This is a genomic window from Streptomyces yatensis (assembly GCF_018069625.1).
Classification (GTDB): domain Bacteria; phylum Actinomycetota; class Actinomycetes; order Streptomycetales; family Streptomycetaceae; genus Streptomyces; species Streptomyces yatensis.
Genome location: NZ_CP072941.1, coordinates 517,445 through 544,203 on the forward strand (window position 1 = coordinate 517,445; position 26,759 = coordinate 544,203).

Annotated in this window: 2 protein-coding genes (1 of these 2 cut by a window edge); both read right to left on the reverse strand. The window is 71.8% G+C overall.

Features of this window, described 5'->3' with window-relative positions:
• Positions 1–7,206: an amino acid adenylation domain-containing protein gene (locus J8403_RS02330; RefSeq protein ID WP_211121594.1), complete on the reverse strand. Its 7,206-nt coding sequence runs from the start codon at positions 7,204–7,206 to the stop codon at positions 1–3.
• Positions 7,206–26,759 carry the 3' portion of a non-ribosomal peptide synthase/polyketide synthase gene (locus J8403_RS02335; RefSeq protein ID WP_211121595.1) on the reverse strand. It continues 906 nt past the right edge of the window, so the window shows 19,554 of its 20,460 coding nt (coding positions 907–20,460); the start codon falls outside the window, past its right edge; the stop codon is at positions 7,206–7,208. Before J8403_RS02335 ends, J8403_RS02330 begins: the two co-directional genes overlap by 1 nt.

Sequence of the window (26,759 nt, forward strand, 5' to 3'; positions counted from 1 at the left end):
TCACAGCCGGTCGGCGAGAAATCGTCCGATACGCGCCGCGTGACGGGCGTCGGTCATCAGATCTCCGTGGTTCGAGTCTATGGGGCATATCTCGATCGAACCGCCTGTCAGTGGTTGCCACAAGTTGACATCCAAGAAGGTTTCCCGGCCGGCGGGTTTGCGCTCCGCGGAGATGAAAAGCATGTCCCCGTCGAAGAACTGGGGCACATAGGACCGCATGATCCGGACATTGTTCACGTAGACGTCCTTGAGTGCCAGCACGTCCTGGTCCTCGAGGTGGTCGAGGTGGGCCATGGGGTGATTTCCCCCTTGCAGGAATTCCCGGAAGCGCAGCAGAACTCCCTCCTGGTCTGCTACGAGCTCGGCCATGTCGACGGTGAACCCCATGGCCTGCAGGTTGTTGGCGACGACTTCGTGCTCCACCGGCTCCGAGTGGTCGCTGTGCTCCCCCGGCGGGTAGGAGTCGAGCACCGCGAGCATCCCGACCTCCTCGCCCGCCGCGCGTATCCGGACGGCCAGCGCCTGCGCGGTCAGTCCGCCGAAGGACCAGCCGGCGAGCCGGTAGGGGCCGTGCGGCTGCACGGAGCGGATCCGCTCGAAATAGTCCTCGACCATCTCCTCCATGGACGCCGGGAGCGGTCCGGTGCCGTCGAGGCCGCGGGCCTGGACGCCATAGACCGGCACATCGGCGCCGAGATGGCGGACGAGTCCCGAGTAGCACCAGCTGAAGCCGCCTCCCGGGTGCAGGAAGAACAGCGGGGCGGCCGAACCGCGGGCGCGCAGGGGCAGCAGCATCCCGGTCGAGTCGCCCTCCACAGCCGCCTCGCCCGTCAGCAGTCGGGCGAGCGCCGCCGGTGACGGGGCGTCGAAGACCGCGCGCACCGGCAGGTCGCCGCCCATCTCGTCGCGGATCCGGCCGACCAGCCGGGCGGCGAGGAAGGAGTGGCCGCCGAGGTCGAAGAACTCGTCGTCGGCTCCGACCTCCGCCACACCCAGGATCTCGGAGAACAGGGCGCACAGCGCGCGCTCCTCGGGCGTCCTCGGCACGCCCGACGCCGTATCGCCCCGGTACTCGGGCGCCGGCAGCGCGGCCCGGTCCAGCTTGCCGTTGGGCGTCAGCGGCAGCGCGTCCAGGGTGACGAACGCGGCGGGCACCATATGGTCGGGCAGGTGCCGTGCGGCGTGCTCGCGCACCCGGCGCGGTCCGGAGTCGGCGCCGTGCGCCGCGACCACGTAGGCGACGAGGCGCCGGTCCCCCGGCCGGTCCTCCCGCACGACCACGGCCGCCCGCGCCACCTGAGGGGCGGTGGTGAGCACCGCCTCGATCTCACCCGGTTCGATGCGGAACCCGCGGATCTTGACCTGGGTGTCGGTGCGCCCCAAGTACGTCAGCTGCCCGTCGCGGGTGAGGCGGGCCAGGTCGCCGGTGCGGTACATCCGGGCGCCGGGCGGGCCGTAGGGATCGGCGACGAACCGCTCCGCGGTGCGGTCGGGGCGGGCGATGTAGCCGCGGGCCAGGGCGGCGCCGGTGATGTAGAGCTCGCCGGGGACGCCCGGCGGCACGGGGTTGAGCCAGGGGTCGAGCAGCCGCACGGCGGTGTTGTCGACGGGCCGCCCGATGGGGGCGGGGCCGGGCGTCCACGCGTCGGTGTCGGCCGGGAGCGGGCAGGCCGTCACCACGTGGGTCTCGGCGGGCCCGTAGTGGTTGTGCAGCCGCACGCCCGGGCGGTCGGCGCAGAACGTGCGGATGGCGCCGTGCGGGGTCAGCGCCTCCCCGGCCTGGACCAGGTCGGTGAGGTCCGGCAGCTCCAGACCCTGGGCGGTGGCGGCCTCGCACACCGCGTCGATGACCAGGTTGGGCGCGTACAGCTCCTTCACGCCCGCGTCGCGCAGCCACCGGGCGAGGCGAGCCGGGTCGCGGCGGGCGTCCTCGGGGCAGACCAGGAGGGTCTTGCCGTGCAGCAGGGCGGAGAGGATCTCCTGGACGGAGACGTCGAAGCTGACGGCGGTGAACTGCGCCACCCGGGTGCCCGGTCCGCCCGGCAGCTGTGCCTGGTGCCAGTCCAGCAGGTTGGCGAGGGCGCCCGCGGGCATGACCACGCCCTTGGGGCGGCCGGTGGAGCCCGAGGTGTAGATGGTGTACGCCGGGTGGGAGGGGTGGAGGCACCTCACGCGCTCGTCGTCGGTGACGTCGGCCGCGGGATACCCGGCGAGTGTCTCCGTTGCCTTCGGGTCGTCGGTGGCGATCGTGCGGCCGGCGAGAGCTTCCGGAAGTGCCGCGGCCAGTTCGGCGGTGGTCAGCACGAGGGCGGGGCGGGCGTCCTCGAGCATGAACGCGACGCGGGCCGCCGGGTATTCGGGGTCGACGGGCAGATATCCGGCCCCGGCCTTGAGGACCGCCATGAGGGCGGTGACCAGCTCGGCCGACCGGGGCATGGCGACCGCGACCAGGTCCTCGGGGCCCACTCCGCGGTCGATGAGCAGCCGTGCGAGGCGGTTGGCACGCGCGTTGAGTTCCGTATAGCCGACCGCGCCGGCCGCGGTCTCCACGGCCACGCCGTGCGGATTGCGGGCGACGGCCGTCTCGAACCGCTCGGACAGCGAGGCGGCGCGCGCGGGGCGGGCCGTACCACTGCCGCCGCTCAGCGCCGCGGCCCGCTCGCCCTCGTCGAGGAGCGGCACCTCGCCGAGTCGCGCCTGGGGATTGGCGGTCATGGCCGTCAGCAGCCGCAGGAGGCGCGCGACGATCCGCTCCCCCGTGTCGCGCTCGAAGAGGTCGGTGCTGAATTCGAGGCCCGCGCTCAGCCCGTCCACGCTGCCGTCGGGGGCGTGCCGTTCGGCGAAGGACAGCAGCAGGTCGAATTTGGCCGTACCGGTGTCGGAGGCCACGCGCTCGACGGTCAGGCCCGGCGCCCCCACGCCGTCCTCGGGGGCCGCCGTGTCCGACGGCGACTGCCGCTGCTCGGTGTTGTTGAAGGTGAGCATGGTCTGGAACACCGGGTGCCGGGACTGCGAGCGCCTGGGGTTGAGCGCCTCCACCAGCCGTTCGAAGGGCAGGTCCTGATGGGCGTAGGCCGCCAGGTCCGTGTCGCGGACGCGGGCGATCAGCTCACGGAAGGTGGGGTTGCCCGAGGTGTCGGTGCGCAGCACCAGCGTGTTGACGAAGAAGCCGACGAGGTCCTCGAGGGCGTCGTCGGTGCGGCCGGCCACCGGGGTGCCCAGCGGGATGTCGGTGCCCGCCCCGAGCCGGGTGAGCAGTGCGGCGACCGCGGCCTGGACCACCATGAACGGGCTGGCCTTGGTGGCCCGGGCCAGCGCGCGGACCTGCTCGTAGAGCGGTCCGGGCACCTGGTAGGGGATGCGTTCGCCGCGGTGGCCGGAGGTGGCGGGGCGCGGCCGGTCGGCGGGCAGCGTGAGTTCGTCCGGCAGTCCGGCCAGGGCCCCCTTCCAGTAGGCGAGTTGCCGGGCGATCAGGCTCTCGTCGTCGTCCTCCGAGCCGAGCACCTCGTGCTGCCACAGGCTGTAGTCGGCGTACTGGACGGGCAGCGGCTGCCAGGCGGGGGCGGTGCCGACGCGTCGCGCGGCGTAGGCGGCGACGATGTCGCGGGCGAGCAGCGGCACCGACCAGCCGTCGCCCGCGATGTGGTGGACCAGGAGCAGCAGCACATGTTCCCGCTCTCCGGTCTCGAACAGCCAGACCCGCAGCGGGAGTTCCCCGGACAGGTCGAAGGCGTGCCCGACGGCGGCGGCGATCTCCCGCTCCAGACGGTCCGGCGCCACGTCGGGGACGACGGTCAGCGCGGTCCGGGCCTCCGGGCCGGGCAGCACGACCTGGTACGGCCCCTCGGCGTCCTCGGCGAAGACCGTGCGCAGCGACTCGTGGCGCTCGGCGACGTCCACGAGCGCGTCCCGCAGCGCCGTGCGGTCCAGTTCGCCGGTGAGCCTCAGGGCGAAGGGGATGTTGTACGTCGGCGAGGGGCCCTCGAAGCGGTGCAGGAACCACAGCCGGCGCTGGGCGAAGGAGGCCGGGACGCGGTCGGGGCGCGGCTCGGCGGGCCGCAGCGCGGGCCGGGCCGATCCGGCGGTGTCGAGGGCGCGGGCGAGCCCGGCCACGGTGGGCGTGTCGAACAGCCGGCGCACCGCCACCTCGGCACCGAGCACCGAACGGATGCGCCCGGCGAGCCGGGTGGCGAGCAGCGAGTGTCCCCCGGCGTCGAAGAAGTTGTCGTCGATGCCGACCGACGGCAGGCCGAGGACCTCCGCGAAGAGGCCGCACAGGATTTCCTCCTGGGGGCTGCGCGGGGCACGGCGCGCCCCGGTGGCCGGGCCGGTGTCGGGCAGCGGCAGGGCCTTGCGGTCCACCTTGCCGTTGCCGGTCAGCGGCAGCGCGTCCAGGACGACGAACCCGGCGGGCACCATGTAGTCGGGGAGTTCGGCGGCCAGGTGTGCCCGCAGGTCCTCCGGGGACGGGGTGGTGCCGCGCTCGGCGACGAGGTGGGCGACCAGGCGCTTGTCGCCGGGGCGGGGCTCCTGCACGGTGACGACGGTCTGGGCGACGTCGGGGTGGCTGCCCAGCAGTGCCTCGATCTCACCGAGTTCGATGCGGAAGCCGCGCAGCTTCACCTGCTCGTCCGCGCGCCCGACGTATTCGAGGACGCCTTCGGCATTCCAGCGCACCAGGTCGCCGGTGCGGTACATGCGGGTGCCCGGCGGGCCGTAGGGGTCGGCGACGAAGCGTTCCGCGGTGATCCCGGGGCGCCGCCAGTAGCCGCGGGCCAGCCCGGCCCCGGCGATGTGCAGCTCGCCCGCCGTGCCCGGTGGCACGGGGCGCAGCCCGGTGTCGAGGACCATCAGCCGGGTGTTGTCCAGGGGGCTGCCGATGGGGACGGAGGCCGGGACCTCCGGTCCCCGGGGAAGCCGGTGGCGCACCGCGAACGTGGTCGTCTCGGTGGGCCCGTACACGTCGATGACGGTGGTGTCGGGGCAGGCCCGCATCACCCGGCGGATGGACGCGGCGGGGACCGCCTCGCCGCCGGTCCACACCTCGTGGAGGCCCGCGAAGTGTTCGGGGGCCTCGTCGGCGACGAGCTGGAAGAGACCGGTGGTCAGGAACAGCCCGGTGATCTCGTGCTCGGCGAGCAGCTTGCCGAGCCGCTCGGCGTCCAGGTCGCCGGGCGGGGCGACGACGGCGGTGCCGCCGGTCAGCAGCGGCACCCACATCTCGTAGGTGGAGGCGTCGAAGGCGTGCGGCGAGTGGACCAGGATCCGGGTGTGGGCGCCGTTCGCGAATGAGCGGTCATGGGCGAGTTCGAGCACATGGCGGTGGGTGGCGGCGACGCCCTTGGGTGTTCCGGTGGAGCCGGAGGTGTGGCTGATGTAGGCGATCTGGCCGGGGTGGACACGTGGCAGTGGCTCTCCGGGTACGGGATCGGGCCGCGTCCCGGTGCCGTCGTCCACGACGACCACGGGGGGTCCCAGTTCCGCGGCGCGGTCGGCGTTCGCCCGGTCGGTCAGCACCAGACGGACACCGGCCAGGCCGGTGAGCAGACGCAGCCGGTCGGCAGGGTCGCGCTGCCGCAGCGGGACGTACGCGCCACCCGCCTTGAGGATGCCCAGCGCGGACACGATGACGTCCGCCGAGCGCTCCATGAGCAGCGCCACCGGGGTTTCCGGCACCACTCCGAGCCGGGTCAGGCGGTGTGCCAGCGCGTCGGAGCGGGTGTCGAGCGCGGCGTAGTCGAGCGCGTCGGTGCCGGTGCGCACGGCGGTGGCGTGCGGGGTGCGGGCGGCCTGGGCGCGGAACGCCTCCGGCAGGCTGAGGTCCCGGATGTCGGTGTCCGCGCCGTGGCCCAGTTCGAGGACGGTGCGGTGTTCCTCCCCGGAGAGCAGCTCGAGCCGGCCGACGGGCCGCAGCGGATCGGTGGCGACCGAGGTCAGGACACGGACCACCCGGTCCAGGACGGCGCGGGCCGATGTCTCGGGGATCAGGTCGGGCTGGTGGTCCAGGCGCAGCCGCAGCAGGCCGCCACGGCCGACCGCGACGAGCGCCAGCGGATAGTGCGCGGCGTCGCGGTTGCGGGCGCCGGCGACGGTCAGGCCGTTCGTCCCGCCGGGCTTGTCGTTCCCGGCCGTGAGGTCCACCGGGTAGTTCTCGAACACCATGGTGGTGTCGAAGAGTTCACCGGCTCCGGCGAGCCGCCGCACCTCGGCGAGGTCGATCTGCTGGTGGGCCTGGAGCCGGGTCTGCTCGTCCTGGACCCGGCGCACCAGGTCCACCAGCGGCTCGCCGGCCCGCAGCCGTACCCGCACCGGCAGGGTGTTGATGAACAGGCCCACCATTGTCTCGACCCCGGCGAGCTCGGGCGGGCGTCCGGAGACGGTGGCGCCGAACACCACGTCGTCCCGCCGGGTCAGCCCGCCGAGGACGACCGCCCAGGCGCCCTGCACCAGCGAGTTGAGGGTCAGCGCACGCTCCCGCGCCAGGGCGGAGAGCGCTTCATACACGGCGGGTTCGAGCTCGGTGTCCAGGCGTCCCGGGACGACGGCGGGCCGGTCGCCGCTCCGGGGCGCGACGAGGGTGGGGCCGTCGATTCCGGCGAGCGCCTCGCGCCACGCGGCCACGGCGGCGTCCCGGTCCTGGGCGGCGAGCCAGTGCAGATAGTCGCGGAAGGGCCGGACCCGTGGCAGCCCGCTGTCGTCGCCGCGGGCCGCGTACAGCGCGAGGAGTTCGCGCAGCAGCATCGGGCGTGACCAGCCGTCCAGCAGGATGTGGTGGTTGGTCAGGACGAAGCGGTGCCGGCGGTCGCCGAGCCGCAGCAGGGTGAACCGCATCAGCGGCGGCTTGTCGAGGTCGAACCGGCGTCGCCGGTCCGCCTCCAGCACCCGGTCCGCCGCCGCGGTGCGCTCGTCCTCCGTCAGCTCGGCGAAATCTAGATCCTCCCAGGGCAGGGGGACCTCGTGCGGAATGAACTGCACGGGGCGCCGCAGGCCCGCGTAGCGGAAGCCCGCGCGCAGATTGGCGTGGCGCCGCAGCAGGGTGCGGCACGCGGCGCGCAGCGCCTCGGGGTCGAGGTCGCCCTCCAGGTCCATGGTGTCCTGCACGACATAGACGTCCGGCGCCGCCTCGTCGTACACGCTGTGGAAGAGCAAGCCTTCCTGCAGCGGGGCCAGCGGCAGGATGTCCTGCAGTCCGGACTGCGTCGCCATCACATGGTCCTCCAGTCGTCTTCCAGCAACTCGATCTCGTCCTGGCTCAGCAGGCTCAGGGAAACGTCCGAGACGGTGAGCCCGCCCGCGTCGGGGCGCTCCGCGTGCTCGGTGAGGGCCGTCAGGGCCTGGAACCACAGGTCTGCCAAGGTGCCGACCTCGGTCCGGTCGAGGATGCCCTCGGCCCAGGTCCAGGTGGCGGCCAGTTCGGGGCCACGCGGCCCGTCGTCGGTTCGGGCGTTGAGCTCCAGGGGGTGGGCGAGCGGCACCCGCGGGTCGGTGCCGCCGATGCCGGCGGCGCTGGCGAGCACGGTCCAGTCCGGGACCGTGGCGCTGCCCGCCTCCTCGGCGTCCGCCACCTGGAAGCGCCCGAGGTAGTTGAACGCCACCCGCGGCTCGGGCAGGCCGGTGAACCCCGGTGCGGTGTCCGGGTTCAGATGCCGGGCCAGGCCGTAGCCGATGCCCTTGTCGGGCACGGCCCGCAGCTGCTCCTTGATCCGCTTGACGGCCTCGCCCGCGGCCGGGCCGCCCGCGAACGCGTCGGTGAGATCCACCGCGCCGGGGTCGATCCGTACGGGATACAGGCTGGTGAACCAGCCCACGGTGCGGGACAGGTCCACGGCGCCCACGACGTCCTCCTCGCGCCCATGGCCCTCCAGGTCGAGGAGGGTCCCGGCCGCACCCGGGCGCCAGGCGTCCCGGCCGCCGCGCCAGCGCGCCCAGGCCAGCGCGAACGCGGTCAGCAGCACGTCGTTGACCTCGGCGGTGAACACCGACGGCACCCGGGTGAGCAGCTTCTCGGTGACCGCGACCGGCAGGGTGACCGTCAGATGCGCCGCGCTCCCGTACGTGTCCCGGGCCGGGTCCAGTGCCCGGTTGCCCAGGAGCGGGTCCCTGGGCCGCAGCACCTCCTGCCACCAGGCGGCCTCCGCCGCCCGCGCGGGCCGGGCCGCCGCCTCGGTGAGGCGCTGCGCCCAGCGGCGCAGGGAGGTGCCCACGGGCTGGAGTTCCGGCTCCCGCCCGGCGCTCACCGCGCGGTACGCCTCCGCCAGGTCGGGTACCAGGATGCGCCAGGACACCCCGTCGACCACCAGGTGGTGGATGAGGAGGAGCAGCAGGCCCGGGGTGTCCGCGCCGCGGTCGAACCAGACCACCTGGACGAGCCGTCCCGCATCCAGGTCAAGGCGCTCCCGGGCGGCTTCGGTCTCCCGCCGCACCAGGTCCCGCTGGGCCTGCTCGTCGAGCCCGGCGGCGGCCACCCGGTGGACCAGGGAGGCGGCGTCGACCGCGCCCGGTTCGCGGATCTCCAGCCGCCGTTCGGGAGCGGCGGTGAGCCGGGCCCGCAGGGCGCCGTGGTGGTCGAGCACCGACCGCACCGCGGACCGCAGATGCTCGTCGCGGAGGGCGGCGGGCACCTGGACGAGCCGCGACTGGTTGAACTGGTCGGCCGGGCCGCCCCGTTCGAGGAACCAGCGCATGATCGGGGTCAGCGGTACCTCGCCGACGTCCACTCCCGGCTCCTCCGCGGCCACCCGGACGGTCTCCGTGGCGATGTCGGCGAGCGCGGCGACCGTGCGGTGTTCGAAGACGTCGCGCACCGCGAGTTCGAGTCCGGCCCGGCGGGCGCGGCTGACGAGCTGGATGGACATGATGCTGTCGCCGCCGAGGTCGAAGAACCCGTCGTCGATGCCGACCCCGTCCAGCCCCAGCACCTCGGCGAACAGCCCGCACAGCGTCTTCTCCCGCTCGGTGCGCGGGCCCCGCCGGTCGGCCTCCGGCGTCCCGCCGTACACGGGCGCGGGCAGGGCCCGCCGGTCCAGCTTCCCGTTCAGGGTGAGCGGAAGCGCCTCCAGGACGACCACGGCCGAGGGCACCATGTGCTCGGGCAGGGCGGTGGCGAGGTGGGCGCGCAGCGCGTCGGGCCCGGGAGCCGGGCCGGCGCCGGCGGTCGGCACGGCATAGGCCACCAGACGTTTGTCGCCCGGCCGGTCCTCGCGCAGGATCACCGCGGCCTGGGAGACCGCGGGGTGTGCTTCGAGCGCCGCCTCGATCTCGCCGAGCTCGATGCGGAAGCCGCGCAGCTTGACCTGGTCGTCGACGCGGCCGTGGTACTCCAGGCGCCCGTCGGCCAGCCGGCGCCCGGTGTCCCCGGTGCGGTACATGCGGCCCTCGCCGAACGGGTTGGCCACGAAGCGTTCGGCGGTCAGCCCGGGGCGGCCGAGATAGCCACGGGCCAGACCGGCACCGACGACGTACAACTCCCCGACGACGCCGCTGGGCACCGGCCGGAGCCTCTCGTCCAGCACATACACGCCGAGATCCGGGATCGGTTCGCCGATCACCGACCCGGACGAGGCCGCGACGACCGCCTCGTCGAGCGCGACATGCGTGACGTGCACGGTGGTCTCCGTGATGCCGTACATGTTCACCAGGGACGGGGCGTCATCGGGATGCCGGGCGTACCAGTCGGCCAGCCGGCCCAGCTCCAGCGCCTCGCCGCCGAAGACGACATGGCGCAGCCGAAGCCGCGCGGCGGTCTCGGGATCGTCCCGGTCGGCCGCCATGAGCTGGTAGAACGCCGACGGGGTCTGGTTCAGCACGGTGACCCGCTCATCCGCCAGCAGTGTCAGGAACCGCTCCGGGGTCCGGCTGGTCTCGTAGGAGACGACGACCAGGCGTCCGCCGTGCAGCAGCGGTCCCCACAGCTCCCAGACGGAGAAGTCGAAGGCGTAGGAGTGGAACAGCGTCCATACGTCGTCGGGGCCGAAGCCGAACCAGTGGCCGGTCGCGTCCATCAGGCGTATCGCGTTGCCGTGCGGCACCTCCACACCCTTGGGCCGTCCCGTGGATCCCGAGGTGTAGATGACGTACGCGGTGTCCAGCGGCGAGAGTGCCACCTCCGGGTCGCCGGCCTGGTACCGCTCGGATTCGGCGAGCACATCGGGCGTCACGGTGAGGATCGGCCGGGCGTCGTCGACCATGTACGCGATGCGGTCGGCCGGGTAGGCCGGGTCGATGGGCACATACGCCGCGCCCGACTTCAGCACGCCGAGGACCGCGACGACCAGTTCCTCGGTGCGGGGCATGCTTAAGCCCACATACCGCCGCGGCCCCGCTCCCCGCTCGCGCAGCAGATGGGCCAGCCGGTTCGCCCGCGCGTTGACCTCGGAGTAGCTGAGGGACGTGGTCTCGTAGGTCACCGCGATCGCGTCCGGAGTGGCGGCCACCTGCCGCTCGAACCGGGACACGATCGTCTCGTCGGGGGCGGAGGTGTGCCGCGGCGGTGCGGTCAGCTCTCGCCGCTCGACCGGGTCGAGGATCTGGAGGTCCTGGATCCGGGCGGCCGGGTGGGCCGCCACCTGTTCCAGCACCCGGACGAAGCGGTCGACGATGCTCTGTGCGGTGGCCCGGTCGAACAGGTCCGTGCTGAAGTCCAGCGCACAGCCCAGCCCGGCCCCGGCGGTCCCGGCCGTCTCGGCGATCTCGAAGGAGAGGTCGAACTTGGCCGAGGGCGACCCGAGCGGCCGCCCGGTGACGGTGAGCCCCGTCTGCGCGGTGAGGGGCCGAGCGGCGTTGTTCAGGTTGAGGACGGTCTGGAAGAGCGGGTGCCGGGCCAGTGAACGCTCCGGGTTGACCACCTCGACCAGCCGCTCGAAGGGCAGGTCCTGATGCGCGTACGCCTCCAGGTCGCGCGCCCGGACACGTTCGACCAGCTCGGTGAAGGTGGGGTTGCCGGAGGTGTCGGCGCGCAGCACCAGCGCGTTGACGAAGAACCCGACGAGGTCGTCCAGCGCGTCATCGGTACGGCCCGCGACAGGTGTGCCGATGGGGATGTCGCTGCCCGCGCCGAGCCGGGTCAGGAGGGTCGCCAGGGCCGCCTGCAGGACCATGTAGAGGCTCGCGCGATGCTCACCGGCGACCCGTACCAGCCGCTCGTACAGGCCCTGCGGCAGCTCGAACCCGACCCGGTCGCCCCGGTAGGAGGCGGCCGCGGGACGTGGCCGGTCGAAGGGCAGGGCCAGTTCCTCGGGGAGTCCTTCCAGCGCGCGGGTCCAGTAGGCGAGCTGGCGCGAGATCTCGCTGTCCGGGTCGGACTCGTCGCCGAGGAGGTCACGCTGCCAGAGGCTGTAGTCCGCGTACTGCACCGGCAGCGGCTCCCAGGCGGGGGCGTGGCCGGTCGTCGCGCGGGCCGCGTACGCCGCCGTCAGGTCACGCACCAGGACACCGCGCGACCAGGCGTCGCTCGCGATGTGATGCGTCAGCAGGAGCAGGGCCGAACGGTCGGTTTCCGCACCGTCGGAGTCCGCGACGGCGGGCAGCCGGAACAGCGAGGCGCGGATCGGCATCTCGGTGGACAGGTCGAAGGCGTATGCGGCGGCCTCACGCAGCAGCCGGTCGACGGACGCCTCGTCGGCCACCTCCTCCACGGCCAGCGGCACCCGCGCCTGTTCCGGTGCGAGGACCACCTGATAGGCGCCACCACCCGTGTCGTCGGCGAAGACCGTGCGCAGGCTCTCGTGGCGTACGACCAGGTCGGCCAGGGCCTGACGCAGCGCGTCCTGGTCCAGCGGGCCGGTCAGGTCGAGGGAGATGACCATGTTGTAGGCGTCGCTCGGCCCCTCCAGGTGCTGGAGGAACCACAGGCGTTGCTGCGCGTGGGACAGCGGCACCCGGGCGGGCCGCTTGACGCTCACCACCCGGCCTCGTACCGCGGCGGACTCGTCGAGCCCCGCGGCGAGCTCGGCCACGGTGGGTGCCTCGAAGACGCGGCGTACGGCCAGTTCGGTGTCCAGGACGGTACGGATCCGGCTGACCAGCTTGGTCGCCAGGAGCGAGTGGCCGCCGAGGTGGAAGAAGTCGTCGTCGACGGTGACCGATTCCACGCCCAGGACCTCGGCGAACAGGCCGCACAGGATCTCCTCGCGCGGCGAGCGCGGCGCCCGGCCGGTGGCGGTCTCGGGGCCGTAGTCGGGCGCGGGCAGCGCACGGCGGTTCAGCTTGCCGTTCGCGGTGAGCGGGAAGGCGTCCAGCGTCACAAACGCCGACGGCACCATGTAGCCGGGCAGTTGGGCGGCCACGTGCTCGCGCAGGGCCAGGGGCTCCGGTCCGCCCGCCGCGGAGGGGATGACATAGGCGACGAGCCGCTTGTCGCCGGGCCGGTCCTCACGGACCAGAACGGCGGCCTGCGCCACGCCGTCGTGCCCGGCCAGCACCGCCTCGATCTCACCCAGCTCGATCCGGAAACCACGCAGCTTGACCTGGTCGTCGACCCGGGACAGATACTCCAGCTCACCCACGGCGGTCCAGCGCACCAGGTCACCCGTGCGATACATCCGGCCACCGCCGGTGCGGTCGAACGGATCGGCCACGAAGCGTTCAGCGGTCAGTCCCGAGCGTCCGTGATAGCCACGGACCACGCCCTCGCCGGCGATGTACAGCTCGCCCGGCACTCCGGCCGGGACCGGCCGCAGCCCGTCGTCCAGCACATACACCTGGGTATTGGCGATCGGCCGCCCGATTCGGGGCGCCCGCGCGGTGTCCGGGGTGACCGGCCAGGCCGTCGACCAGATCGTGGTCTCGGTGGGGCCGTACATGTTGGTCACCGACTCGGCCCGCTCGGCCAAGGCCACCGCCAGATCGGCGGGCAGCGCCTCGCCACCGACGAGGACCCGCACCCCCGTCAGCACGGCCGGGTCCTCGGCCAGCACCGCCCGCCACAGGCTGGGGGTCGCCTGCATCGCCGAAATCCGCTCGTGGGTGACGAGCGCGCACAGCATCACCGGATCCCGCACCGCATCCCGCTCGGCCACCACCACCGCCGCACCGCTGAGCAGCGGTACGAACAGCTCCAGGCCCGCGATGTCGAACCCGACGGTGGTGACGGCCAGCAACCGGTCCGCGCCGGTGAGCTGGAACCCCTCGGCCATCGCCACCACGAAATTGGCCAGCGGCCCCTGTGGCACCACCACACCCTTCGGCCGACCCGTCGAACCCGACGTGTAAATGACATACGCCGCATGCGAGAGCGCGAGGGGAGCGGTCCGCCGCTCCCCCACCGTCCGGGAGAGTTCCTCGGCGGTCCCGGGCGCGTCCAGCAGCACGCGGGGGATGTCCACGTCCGGCAGTACGGACACCAACTCGCCTGCGGTCAGGATGAGTTCGGGGGTGGCGTCCTGGAGCATGTAGGCGAGCCGGTCGGCCGGGTACTCCGTGTCCAGCGGCAGGTACGCCGCTCCGGCCTTCCACACCGCCAGCAGCGCCACCAGCAGCTCCACCGACCGGGGCAACGCCACCGCGACGAACGTCTCGGGCCGCACCCCGCGGTCGGCCAGCAGCCGTGCGAGACGATCGGCCCGGGCGTCCAGCTCGCCGTAGGACAGGGACATCCCGCCGGCGGCCACGGCTACCGCATCCGGCGTCCGGGCCGCCCGCTCCTCGAACAGCTCCACTACGGACCGACCCGGCACCTCGCACGCCGTGTCGTTCCAGTCCCACACCACCGACCGCGCCTCGGCCTCGTCCAGCAGGTCGATCCGGTCGAGCGGGACGTCCGGGGCGTCGACCATGCCCCGCAGCACACGCAGGTAGCGCCTGCCGAGCGTTTCGACCGTGTCCCGGTCGAAGAGGTCGGTGCTGTACTCCAGCACTCCTCGCAGCCCGCCGGCGCCGTGCGGCTGCTCGGTGAAGGCGAAGGAGAGGTCGAACTTGCCCACGCCGGTGTCCGCCGCCACCGGCGATACGGTGAGGTCGGGGATATCGGCGACGGCCTGGTCGGTGGCCGCCGTGTCGGTGTTGTTGAACGCCAGGAGCACCTGGAAGAGCGGGTGGCGGGCCAGCGAGCGCTCGGGGTTGAGCACCTCGACCAGCCGTTCGAAGGGCAGGTCCTGATGGGCGTAGGCGGCCAGGTTCCGCGTACGGACGCGCTCGATCAGCGCGCGGGCCGTGGGACGTCCCGAGGTGTCGGCGCGCAGCACCAGTGTGTTGATGAAGACGCCGACCAGGTCGTCGAGCGAGGTGTCGGTGCGGCCGGCGATCGGGGTGCCGATGGGGATGTCGGTGCCCGCGCCGAGCCGGGTCAGCAGCGCCGCGAGCCCCGCTTGCACCACCATGAACGGGCTCGACTGCGTGTCCCGCGCGAACGCGACCACCTTGTCGTAGAGCGGGGCCGGAATCTCGAACGGGATGCGGTCCCCACGGTAGGAGGCGACGGACGGCCGCGGCCGGTCGTACGGCAGCTCCAGCTGATCCGGGAGCCCCGCCAGCGCGGAGGTCCAGTAGCCGAGCTGACGCGAGATCTCACTGTCCGGGTCGGACTCGTCGCCGAGGACGTCACGCTGCCAGAGGCTGTAGTCCGCGTACTGGACCGGCAGCGGCTCCCAGGCGGGGGCACGGCCGGTCGTCGCTCGGGCCGCGTACGCCGCCGTCAGGTCCTGCGCCAGCGGGGCGCGCGACCACGCGTCACTGACGATGTGGTGCAGGACCAACAGGAGAATGTGTTCATCAGCGCCTTCGAGTGCGAACAGCGTTGCCCTCAGCGGTAGTTCGCCCGAATCCGCCGACAGGTCGAAGCCGCGACGCGCGGCATCGCGCAGCTCCCGTTCGACATGCGCCCGGTCCGTCGCCACCGTCGTCCACTCGGGCTCGGCCTCGCCCAGCGGGCGAACGACCTGGTAGGCGCCGCCGGCGTCCTCGGTGAAGACGGTGCGCAGGCTCTCGTGGCGGGCGACCACGTCGCCCAGGGCCAGGCGCAGCGCCTCCCGGTCCAGCGGGCCGGTCAGCCGGAGCGCGATCGGGACGTTGTAGGTGGCGCTGGGGCCCTCGAACTGGTTGAGGAACCAGAGGCGTTGCTGGGCATAGGAGAGCGGGATGCGGTCCGGGCGCGGATCGGCCGCGGTCACGCGGCGGCGCAGTGCGTCGGTCGCCAGGGCGGTGGAGATGCCGGCGACGGTGGGGGTCTCGAAGAGCTGCCGGATGGGCAGTTCGGCGTCCATGACGCTACGGATCCGGCTGACCAGCTTCGTCGCGAGCAGGGAGTGGCCGCCGAGGCGGAAGAAGTCGTCGTCGATGGTGACCGACTCCACGCCCAGCACCTCGGCGAACAGACCACACAGGATCTCCTCGCGCGGCGAACGCGGGGCGCGGCCTTCCGTACCCTCCGGCCCGTAGTCGGGCGCGGGCAGGGCACGACGGTCCAGCTTCCCGTTCGGCGTCAACGGAAGCTCGGGAAGGGTGACGAACGCGGAGGGCACCATGTAGTCCGGCAGCAGGGCTGCGGCATGGTCCCGCAGGACCGCATCGGAAACGTGGGAACCCACCACCACATAGGCCACCAGACGCTGATCCCCGACCCGGTCCTCCCGCACCACCACCGCGGCCTGGGCGACCTCACCATGCGAAGCGAGCACGGCCTGGATCTCGCCCAGCTCGATACGGAAGCCCCGCACCTTGACCTGGTCATCGACCCGGCCCACGTACACCAGCTGGCCATCGGCGTTCCAGCGCGCCACATCACCCGTGCGATACATCCGCGCACCAGCAGGGCCGTACGGATCGGCGGTGAACCGCTCCGCCGTCAGATCCGCACGACGCCAATACCCCCGCGCCAGCACCACACCGGCGATGTACAGCTCACCCGCCACCCCCGGCGGCACCGGACGCAACGACGCGTCCAGCACATAGGCACGGGTGTTCCAGAACGGCCGCCCGATCGGCACCGCACCTCTCACAACTTCCTGACCACGCTCGATGCGGTAGTCCGCGCAGTTGACCGTGGCCTCGGTGGGACCGTACGCATTGACCACCGCCACATCCGGATGCGCGGCCCGCCACGAGGCCAGCGCCTCACCGACCAGCGCCTCACCACCGGTGATCAACGTCCCCGACGGCGACACCTCCTCGGGCAGCGCTTCCAGCAGCCCCAGGTGGGAGGGGGTGACCTTCATGAACGACGGACGGCCAGCATCCGCTGCCCGCTCATCAAGCTCACCCAGCACCACCCGGCCACCGCTCACCAGCGGGGTGTACAACGCCGTCACCGTCAGGTCGAACGCCACCGACGAATGCAGCAACGCCGTACCCGACGCATCCGGATACACCTCCCGCGCCCGCTCCAGATACGCCCCCACCGAACGATGCTCGACCACCACACCCTTCGGCCGACCCGTCGAACCCGACGTATAAATCACATACGCCGGATGCGACAGCTCCGGGGCGTCTTCAACCGGCGTGTCCGCACACTCGTCAGCCGCCGCGAGGGCCGCGACATCGTCGATGACCAGCACCGGCCGTGCGTCGGACAGGATGTGGGCCTTGCGCTCCGCCGGATACTCCGGATCCACCGGCACATACGCACCACCCGCCTTCAGCACACCCAGCAGCGCCACCACCAGCTCCACCGACCGGGGCAGCACCACCGCCACAAACGACTCCGGCCCCACCCCCTGACCCACCAACCACCGCGCCACCCGGTTCGACCACGCGTCCAACTCCCGGTACGACAGGCCACGATCCCCGGCGACAACAGCCACCGCATCCGGCGTCCGCTCCGCCTGCTCCGCGAAGAGCACGGGCAACGACACACCCCGCACACCCCGCGACTCGCCATTCCACTCGACCAGCACCCGCTCCCGCTCCGCCGCGGACAGCAGCTCCACATCACCGATGCGGCGGTCGGGATCCTCGGCGAGCGCGGTCAGAACACGCACGAATCGCTCCGCGATGCGCTGCGCGGTGGCCCGGTCGAACAGATCCGTGCTGAAGTCCAACGCCCCCTCCAGCACCACACCGCCATCCGCCGCACCACGGCGCTCCACAAGCCGGAACGACAGATCGAACTTCGCCGCCGCCGCTGCCACCGGCTCATCCGTGACCGACAGACCCGGCAACGAAGCGACAGCCGACGCCCCGCCCTGCTCCGTGTTGTTCAACGTCAACATCGTCTGGAACAAGGGATGCCGCGACAGCGAACGCTCCGGGTTGACCACCTCCACCAACCGCTCGAACGGCAGATCCTGATAGGCATACGCCTCGAGGTCCTTACCGCGGACGCGGTCGAGCAGTTCGGCGAAGGTGGGATCGCCCGAGGTGTCGGTTCGGAGCACCAGGGTGTTCACGAAGAACCCGACCAGATCGTCCAGCGCGTCATCCGTGCGCCCGGCGATGGCCGTGCCCAGCGGGATGTCCGTGCCCGCGCCCAGCCGCGTCAGCAGTGTCGACAGGGCCGTCTGTACCACCATGAACAGGCTGGCCCGACGCTCGCGGGCGACCCGCGTCAGCCCTTCGTGCAGGCCGGACGGTACCTCGAAGGTGATCCGGTCACCCTCGTACGAGGATGTCGCCGGCCGCGACCGGTCGAAGGGCAGCGACAACTCCTCCGGGAGGTCCGCCAACGCCTCCTTCCAGTACGCCAACTGGCGGTTGATCTCGCTGTCGGCGTCGTCCTCCGCGCCCAGCATCTCGCGCTGCCAGATGCTGTAGTCCGCGTACTGCACCGGCAGCGGCTCCCACCCAGGGGCGTCACCGGTGGTGACGCGGGTCGCGTACGCCGCCGTCAGATCACGGGCCAGCGGACCCATCGACCAGGCGTCACTCGCGATGTGGTGCGCCACGAGCAGCAGCACCCGCTCGTCATCGCCGAGCTGGAACAGCCAGGCGCGCAACGGCACGTCGTTCGTGAGGTCGAAGGGGGTCCGTATCGCATGACGCAGTTCTTCGTGGAGCGCTTCCCTGTCGGTCGCGGCCACCGTCAGCTCTACGTCCGCGGTGTGCAGGACCGTTTGGTACGGGCCGTCGGCGTCCTCGGCGAACACCGTGCGCAGGCTCTCGTGCCGGGCCACCACATCACCCAGCGCCGACCGCAACGCACCCTCGTCCAGGGCGCCACTCAGCCGCAGCGCCACCGGAATGTTGTACGTCGCACTCGGCCCCTCGAACTGGTGGAGGAACCACAACCGCTGCTGGGCCAGCGACAACGGCAACCGCGCCGGACGTGGCACCACCGCCCGCACCGCGGACCGCACCACCGCCGACGCATCCAATACAGCCGCGAGCTCGGCAACCGTGGGCGCCTCGAAGACACGGCGTACGGCCAGTTCGGTGTCCAGGACGGTACGGATGCGGCTGACCAGCTTGGTCGCGAGCAGGGAGTGGCCGCCGAGGTGGAAGAAGTCGTCATCGATCGTGATGGTCTCCACGCCCAGGACCTCGGCGAACAGGCCGCACAGGATCTCCTCGCGCGGCGAGCGCGCGGCACGGCCTCCCATGCCCTCCGGGCCGTAGTCGGGCGCGGGCAGGGCACGGCGGTTCAGCTTGCCGTTCGCCGTCAGCGGGAAGGCATCGAGGGTGACGAACGCGGACGGCACCATGTAGCCGGGCAGCTGGGCCGCCACGTGTTCGCGCACATCAGCGCTGATCACGCCGCCGTTCGCCGTCGCCGGGACGACATAGGCCACGAGGCGCTTGTCACCGGGCCGGTCCTCACGCACCAGGACGGCGGCCTGCCCGACCTGGTCATGTCCGGCCAGCACCGCCTCGATCTCGCCCAGCTCGATCCGGAAACCACGCAGCTTGACCTGGTCGTCGACCCGCGACAGATACTCCAGCTCGCCGTCGGCGGTCCACCGCACCAGATCACCCGTGCGATACATCTGCCCACCCGCCGAACCACCGAACGGGTCGGCGACGAAGCGTTCCGAGGTCAGGGCGGGACGCCCGTGATAGCCACGGACCACACCCTCACCCGCGATATACAGCTCACCCGGCACCCCGACCGGGACCGGCCGCAGCCCGCCGTCCAGCACATACACCTGGGTATTGGTGATCGGCCGCCCGATGCGCGGGCTACTCGCCCGCTCGGGGGTGACCGGCCACGCCGTCGACCAGATCGTGGTCTCCGTCGGGCCGTACATGTTCGTCACCGACGCGGCCCGACCGGCCAGCGCCACGGCCAGATCGGCGGGCAGCGCCTCGCCACCCACCAGCACCCGCACACCGCTCAGCACGGCCGGGTCCTCGGCCAGCACCGCCCGCCACAGACTCGGCGTCGCCTGCATCACCGACACCCGCTCGGCCGACACCAGCGCACACAACGCCACCGGATCGCGCACCACATCCCGCTCGGCCACCACCACCGCCGCGCCGGACAGCAGGGGCACGAACAGCTCCAGCCCCGCGATGTCGAAACCCACCGTGGTCACCGCCAGCAAACGGTCCCCATCCGAAAGCTGGAACCGGTCGGTCATCGACACCAGGAAGTTCACCAACGGCCCCTGTGGCACCACCACACCCTTGGGCCGCCCCGTCGAACCCGACGTATAGATCACATACGCGGAGGTGTCGGGAGCCGTGGCCGGCCGCTTCGCCACCTCTCCCCCGGCAACCTCCTCCACGATATGAGGCGCATCCAGCAGCACACGCGGCACATCCACATCCGGCAGCACGCCCGTGAGCTCACCCGTGGTGAGTACAAGGGCCGGTGCGGCGTCCCGCAGCATGTACGCCAGCCGGTCCGCCGGATACTCGGTGTCCAGCGGGAGATAGGCCGCCCCCGCCTTCCACACCGCCAGCAACGCCACCACCAGATCCACCGACCTCGGCAACGCCACCGCGACAAAACACTCCGGACCCACCCCACGACCCACCAGCAACCGCGCCAAACGGCCGGCACGGGCATCCAACTCGCGGTACGACAGCGACACACCACCCGCCACCACCGCCACCGCATCCGGCGTCCGCGCCACCCGCTCCTCGAACAGCACCACCACCGAACGACCCGGCACCTCACCCGCCGTGTCATTCCAATCCACCAGCACCGACCGCGCCTCGGCCTCGTCCAGCACGTCGACACGGGACACCGGGGCGGTCGGCTCGGCCACGGCCTCGGTCAGGAGCCGGAGAAGTCGCTCGGTGAACGTCTGGGCCGTCGCGCGGTCGAACAGGTCCGTGCTGTACTCCAGGACGCCGTTGAGCGCACGCACCTGACCGTCCTCGCCATGGCTCTCGGTGAAGCCGAAGGCGAGGTCGAACTTGGCCACCGACGTCTCGACCTGCTGTCGGTCGGCGGTGAGCCCCGGAAGACCGTCCAGCGAGTCCAATGCCCCTTGGTAGTCGGTGTTGTTGAGGGTCAGCAGCACCTGGAAGAGCGGGTGGCGGGCGAGCGAGCGCTCGGGGTTGAGCACCTCGACCAGCCGCTCGAAGGGCAGGTCCTGATGGGCGTAGGCGCTGAGGTTCGTCTCACGGACGCGGTGGAGGAGTGCGGTGAAGCTCGGGTTTCCCGAGGTGTCCGTGCGCAGCACCAGTGTGTTCAGGAAGACGCCGACCAGCTCGTCGAGCGAGGTGTCGGTGCGGCCGGCGATCGGTGTGCCGATGGCGATGTCCGTGCCCGCGCCAAGCCGCGTGAGGAGGGCGGCGAGGGCTGCCTGAAGCACCATGAAGGGGCTGGCCTGCGCCTCCCCGGCCACCTCGCTGATCCGCGCGTACAGCTCCGGGGAGACCTGGAAGGGGACGCGGTCTCCGCGGTAGGAGGCGACGGACGGCCGCGGCCGGTCGTACGGCAGCTCCAGCTGGTCCGGGAGGCCCGCCAGGGCCGTGGTCCAGTAGCCGAGCTGACGCGAGATCTCGCTGTCCGGATCGGACTCGTCGCCGAGGACATCGCGCTGCCAGAGGCTGTAGTCCGCGTACTGGACCGGCAGCGGCTCACGCACGGGAGCCTTACCGGTAGTGACACGGGCCGCGTACGCCGCCACCATGTCACGCGCCAGCGGGGCGCGCGACCACGCGTCGCTGACGATGTGGTGGGTCAGGGCGAGCAACACATGCTCGTCCTCCGCGACCGCGAACAGAACGGCGCGGAAGGGGGTTTCGGCCGCGAGGTCGAAGGGACGGGCGGCCGCGACGGCCAGGTCCTCGTCCAGCCGCCGCTCGTCCGTCTCCACGACCGGAAGCTCCGTACGGACTTCGTCGGCGGTCAGGACGATCTGCCGGGAGCCGTCGGCGTCCTCGGTGAAGACGGTGCGCAGGCTCTCGTGGCGGGCCACCACATCACCCAGGGCCAGGCGCAGCGCCTCCCGGTCCAGCGGGCCGGTCAGCCGCAGCGCGACCGGGGCGTTGTACGTGGCGCTGGGGCCCTCGAACTGATGGAGGAACCACAGGCGCTGCTGGGCATACGACAACGGGATCCGCTCGGGGCGCGGATCGGCCACGGTCACACGCCGGCGCACCACGTCGGTGGCCAGGGCGGCGTACATGCCCGCGACCGTGGGTGTCTCGAAGAGCTGCCGGATGGGCAGCTCGGCGTCCATGACGCTTCGGATCCGGCTGACCAGCCGCGTGGCCAGCAGCGAGTGGCCACCGAGGCGGAAGAAGTCGTCGTCGATGGTGACCGACTCCACGCCCAGCACCTCGGCGAACAGACCACACAGGATCTCCTCGCGCGGCGAACGCGGCGCCCGGCCGGTGGCGGTCTCCGGCCCGTAGTCGGGCGCGGGCAGCGCCCGCCGGTCCAGCTTCCCGTTCGTCGTCAGCGGCAGCGCGGAGAGCGTGACGAATGCCGACGGCACCATGTACTCCGGCAGCGACCCGGCGGCGTGCTCCCGCAGGGCCGCATCGGAAACGTGGGAATCCGCCACCACATAGGCGACCAGCCGCTGGTCCCCGGCCCGGTCCTCCCGCACGATCACCGCGGCCTGAGCCACCTCGGGGTGACCACGCAGCACGGCCTGGATCTCGCCCAGCTCAATGCGGAAGCCCCGCACCTTGACCTGGTCATCGACCCGGCCCACGTACACCAGCTGGCCATCGGCGTTCCAGCGCGCCACATCACCCGTGCGATACATCCGCGCGCCCACAGGGCCGTACGGATCGGCGGTAAAGCGCTCGGCGGTCAGATCGGCACGCCCCAAGTAGCCGCGCGCCAGCACCACTCCCGCGATGTAGAGCTCACCCGCCACTCCCGGCGGCACCGGACGCAGCCCCGCGTCCAGCACATAGGCACGGGTGTTCCAGAACGGCCGCCCGATCGGCACCGCACCCCCGGCGACCATCTGCCCCGGTTCGATCCGGAAGTCGGTGCAGTTGACCGTCGCCTCCGTCGGACCGTACGCATTGACCACCGCCACATCCGGATGCGCGGCCCGCCACGACGCCAGCGCCTCACCGACCAACGCCTCACCACCGGTGATCAACGTCCCCGACGGCGACACCTCCTCGGGCAGCGCCTCCAACAACCCCAGGTGGGAGGGAGTGACCTTCATAAACGACGGCTGATCGACACCGGCCACCCGCTCATCGAGATCCGCCAGCACCACCCGGCCACCGCTCACCAGCGGGGTGTACAGCGCCGTCACCGTCAGGTCGAACGCCACCGAAGAGTGCAACAGGGCCGTACCCGACGCATCCGGATACACCTCCCGCGCCCGCTCCAGATACGCCCCCACCGAACGGTGCTCGACCACCACACCCTTCGGCCGCCCCGTCGAACCCGACGTATAGATCACATAGGCCGGAAGCGACAGCTCCCGCACCGCTTCCACCGGGTCATCCGCGTACGCGTCGGCCGCCGCGAGATCCGTGATGTCATCGATCACCAGCACCGGCCGCGCATCGCCCAGGATGTGGGCCTTGCGCTCCGCCGGATACTCCGGATCCACCGGCACATACGCGCCACCCGCCTTCACCACACCCAGCAGCGCCACAACCAACTCCACCGACCGCGGCAGCACCACACCCACGAACCGCTCGGCCCCGACCCCCTGCCCCATCAACCACCGGGCCACCCGATTCGACCACGCGTCCAACTCCGCGTACGACACCTCGCGCCCGTCGCACACCACCGCCACCGCATCCGGTGTCCGCGCCGCCTGCTCCGCGAACAACACGGGCAACGACACACCCCGCACACCCCGCGACTCACCGTTCCATTCGACCAGCACCCGCTCCCGCTCCACCGCGGACAGCAGCTCCACATCACCGATGCGACGCTCGGGGTCCTCGGCGAGCGCGGTAAGAACACGCACAAAACGCTCCGCGATGCGCTGAGCCGTGGTGCGGTCGAACATGTCGGTGCTGAAGTCCAGAGCCCCCTCCAGCACCACACCCCCGTCCGCACCATCGGCCCGCCGCTCACCCAGCCGGAAGGACAGGTCGACCTTCGCCCCGCCCACGGCCACCGGTTCGTTCGCCACCGTCAGACCCGGCAGCGAGGCCACCGCGGTTTCCGCGCCCTGCTCGGTGTTGTTCAGTGTGAGCATCGTCTGGAAGAGCGGATGCCGGGACAGCGAACGCTCCGGGTTGACCACCTCGACCAGCCGCTCGAAGGGCAGGTCCTGGTATGCGTACGCCTCCAGATCCCGCGCCCGCACCCGTTCGATCAGCTCCGTGAAGGTCGGGTCGCCGGAGGTGTCCGTCCGCAGCACCAGCGTGTTCACGAAGAAGCCGACCAGGTCGTCCAGCGCGTCATCGGTGCGGCCGGCCACGGGGGTGCCGAGGGGGATGTCGGTCCCCGCGCCCAGGCGTGTGAGCAGCGTGGACAGCGCCACCTGCACCACCATGAACAGGCTGGCCCGGCGCTCGCGGGCGATCCGCGTCAGCTTCTCGCGCAGCTCCGGAGCGAGGTCGAGGGTGACGGTGCCGCCGTGGTAGGTGGCGGCCGCCGGTCGGGGGCGGTCGAACGGCAGCGGCAGCTCTTCCGGAAGGTCGGCCAACGCGGTCTTCCAGTAGGCCAGTTGGCGGGTGATCTCACTGTCGGGTTCGTCCTCGGCGCCGAGCACCTCGCGCTGCCAGATGCTGTAGTCCGCGTACTGGACCGGCAGCGGCTCCCAGCCGGGAGCTCCGCCGGAGCCGACCCGTGCCGCATACGCACCGGTCAGATCGCGGGCCAGCGGGCCCATCGACCACGCGTCGCTCGCGATGTGATGCGCGATGACCAGCAGGACGTACGCGTCGTCGCCCAGCTCGAACAGCCAGACCCGCAGCGGTCCTTCCGTCCGCAGGTCGAAGGCGTGGCGGGCCGCGCCGAGGAGTTCGGTGCGCAGCCGGGTCTCGTCGGTCCGTACCACGGTGAGCCCGACCGCTTCGGCGTCCCGGACCACCTGGTACGGACCGTCGGCGTCCTCGGCGAACACCGTGCGCAGGCTCTCGTGCCGGGCCACCACATCGCCCAGGGCCAGCCGCAGCGCACCCTCGTCCAGCTCACCGCTCAGCCGCAGCGCCACCGGAATGTTGTACGTGGCACTCGGCCCCTCGAACTGGTGCAGGAACCACAACCGCTGCTGGGCCAGCGACAGCGGCAGCCGCGCCGGGCGCGGTTCCACCGCCCGCAGGGGCGAGCGCACCGCGGCGGACGCGTCCAGCACGGTCGCGAGGTCGGCGGCGGTGGGGGCCTCGAAGACCCGCCGCACCGCCAGTTCGACGTCCAGGACCGAGCGGATCCGGCTGACCAGCTTGGTGGCCAGCAGCGAATGGCCACCGAGGCCGAAGAAGTCGTCGTCGATGGTGACCGACTCCAGGCCCAGCACCTCGGCGAAGAGACCGCACAGGATCTCCTCGCGCGGCGAGCGCGGGGCCCGGCCGCCCGTCGAGCCCGGTCCGTAGTCGGGCGCGGGCAGGGCACGCCGGTCCAGCTTCCCGTTCGGCGTCAGCGGGAAGGCGTCCAGCGTCATGAACGCGGAGGGCACCATGTAGTCGGGGAGCCGCTCGGCCATATGCCGGCGCAGCTCGGCGACGCTCGGCACACCGCCATCCGCCGCCGGGACGAGATAGGCGACCAGCCGCTTGTCGCCGGGCCGGTCCTCGCGCACCAGGACGGCGGCCTGGGCCACGCTGTCATGCCCGGCCAGCACCGTCTCGATCTCGCCCAGCTCGATCCGGAAACCACGCAGCTTGACCTGGTCGTCGACCCGGGACAGATACTCCAGCTCACCCACGGCGGTCCACCGCACCAGGTCACCCGTGCGATACATCCGCCCACCGCCGCTGCGGTCGAACGGGTCGGCGACGAACCGCTCGGACGTCAGCCCCGAGCGTCCGTGATAGCCACGGACCACACCCTCACCCGCGATATACAGCTCACCCGGCACCCCGACCGGGACCGGCCGCAGCCCGCCGTCCAGCACATAGACCTGAGTGTTGGCGATCGGCCGCCCGATGCGCGGGCTGCTCGCCCGCTCGGGGGCGACCTGCCACGCCGTCGACCAGATCGTGGTCTCCGTCGGACCGTACAGATTCGTCACCGACTCAGCCCGACCGGCCAGCGCCACGGCCAGATCGGCGGGCAGCGCCTCGCCACCCACCAGCACCCGCACACCGCTCAGCACGGCCGGGTCCTCGGCCAGCACCGCCCGCCACAGACTCGGCGTCGCCTGCATCACCGACACCCGCTCGGCCGACACCAGCGCACACAACGCCACCGGATCGCGCACCACATCCCGCTCGGCCACCACCACCGCGGCGCCGGACAGCAGGGGCACGAACAGCTCCAGCCCCGCGATGTCGAAGCCCACCGTGGTCACCGCCAGCAAACGGTCCCCATCCGAAAGCCCGAACCGCCCGGCCATGGCCACCGCAAAGTTCGCCAGCGGCCCCTGTGGCACCACCACACCCTTGGGCCGCCCCGTCGAACCCGACGTATAGATCACATACGCCGCATGCGACAGGGCCCGAGGAGCGGTCCGCCCCTCCCCCGCCGTCCGGGAAAGCTCCTCGGCGGTCTCGGGCGCATCCAGCAGCACACGCGGCACATCCACATCCGGCAACACACCCGCCAGCTCACCCGTGGTGAGCACAAGGGCCGGTGAGGCGTCCCGCAGCATGTACGCCAGCCGGTCCGCCGGATACTCGGTGTCCAACGGGAGATACGCCGCCCCCGCCTTCCACACCGCCAGCAACGCCACCACCAGATCCACCGACCTCGGCAACGCCACCGCGACAAAACACTCCGGACCCACCCCACGACCCACCAGCAACCGCGCCAAACGGCCGGCACGGACATCCAACTCGCGATACGACAGCGACACACCACCCGCCACCACCGCCACCGCATCCGGCGTCCGCTCCACCCGCTCCTCGAACAGCACCACCACCGAACGACCCGGCACCTCACCCGCCGTGTCATTCCAATCCACCAGCACCGACCGCGCCTCGGCCTCGCCCAGCACATCGATGCGGCCGACCGGCAGCTCGGGCTGGGCGACGAGGGCGTGCAGGATCCGCACAAAGCGGTCCAGGACGCGCTGGGCGGCGGTTTCGTCGAAGATGTCGGGCCGGTAGTTGAGCCTGAACAGCATGGTGTCGCGGGCGGAGCCGACCAGCATCAGCGGGTAGTGGGTGGCTTCGCGGTCCTTGCCGGGGACGAGGCGGACGGCGGCGGCGATGCCCTCATCGGCGGTGGTGTCGCGGTCGACGGGATAGTTCTGGAACACCATGGAGGTGTCGAAGAGCTCGCCGTGGCCCACCGCGCGCTGGATCTCGGCGAGTTCGAGGTGCTGGTGCGGCGTGAGGCGGGTCTGCTCGGCCTGGACGCGGGTGAGGAGTTCGGCGAACGGTTCGGCGGCTCGCAGCCG